General features: G+C 36.5%; 1 protein-coding gene. It reads left to right on the forward strand.

Going from position 1 to position 1,637, the window contains the following annotated elements:
• The coding region (locus U9R42_07185; GenBank protein MEA3495803.1) for a glycoside hydrolase family 9 protein at positions 1 to 1,637 on the forward strand (1,637 nt) is incomplete at both ends.

Below are 1,637 nucleotides of genomic sequence, written 5' to 3' on the forward strand. Positions count from 1 at the left end.
GAAGATAATCCTGTTACAACTGATATTGTAATTGATATTCTTGATGTTGATTATCCGAAACCTTTTAATGCCGAACTGATAGATTGCCTTACAGGAAAAGTTCAAAAAATAGATTTTCAGGTAGATGACTACAAAGTAATTTTTAAAAATATAACGGTAACAAAGTATCCTAAAATAATAAGATTTAATGCTCTTATGACAAGAGGATATCTGAAAGGAGAAGAACCGAAAACAGAGGAAGAAAAAATAGAAACTGCAAGGACTATCAGGAGAATAAAACAGCAAACAGATAGCTGGTCGCCACTTGCCGAAAATCAGATTATTGCCCAGCCCACTACAATTCGCCCCATTGTCGCACATGGTGGATATCATCAACTTGGAAATAAAAGAGCGGTAATTTGGACGAATAATAAAAAATTGTCAGGGTACTTTGAAATAATAAACCTGAATAATAATAAACAACATCCTGCTACCCAACCGGTTGTTTATAGAGGAAAACTCGAAGATGCAGGCTTTCATATCTGGGGCGGAAATAACCTGATTGCTGACTTTTCGGATTTCAACGAGTTGGGATTTTATAAAATAAGACTTGTGTTTGAGCAGGATGAAAGAGAAATAGCAGATTCTTATGGTTTTTCAATTAAGCCTTCTCTTTATGTTGACTTCGCTCAAAAAGCTTCCGTGTTTTTGTATTATCAACGATGTGGAATGGAAATTCCCGGTTGGCACAAAGCATGTCATACCGATGATGCTGTTATTATGCCCGATGGAAAACGGATTGATGCCAGCGGTGGATGGCATTCTGCCGGTGATTTGAATAAATGGATAGGACCTGCACATTTTGCTATGCGGGGGCTGATTACACTTTATGAAACTTTTCCCGAAAAATTTGCAGCAGACAAAAGAAATGGTATCCCAAAACTTATTGATGAAGCATGGTGGGAAGTAATGTTTTATAACAAAGTGTATTACCAAGGGTCGTTTCTATCGATAATAACTCCGGGGGCTAATCCGTGGGTTTGGTTGGGTCCTCCCGAAAATGCACCACAACGTATTTTGACTTTGGAACATATCGAAAAAATCCATCAAAGAAGCAATAGCGTTACTACTTTGTTTACCGCAGCTTCGATGGCGGGAGCTGCCCATTTGATGGCTCCATATAAAAACGATGATTATGAAAAAACAGTTAAGATTGCCGAAGAATGTTATGAAATCAATCGTAAAACCGACCCTAATAAAGTAACAAGTCGAGGTACTTTTGGAGTTGGGCTTGGTGATAATTTTCTTATGTTCCAAGCTGGATTGCTTCAATTGGATATGGAACTTTACCGAATTACCCAAGACAATAAATATAAAATTGATGCTAAGGAACGTGTCGAAAAAATACTTTCACTTAATAATAGTGATGGAACTTTTTTTACTGATGAAGCGAAAACTAATAAACAATCACACATCGACATTCATTATTTGGCACTTTATGAATATCTGATAACAAACCCCGAAACTCCTTTTAAAGGTGATATTAAAAAAGTTTTTATTAATTATTTAAATTACATGAAACCATTGCTCAATTTGTCTCCTTTTGGTCAGGTTGGCAGATATACAAAAGATGGCGAAATAAGCAATATTCCCGGAAG

The sequence above is a fragment of the Bacteroidota bacterium genome, from assembly GCA_034723125.1.
Lineage (GTDB): Bacteria > Bacteroidota > Bacteroidia > CAILMK01 > JAAYUY01 > JAYEOP01.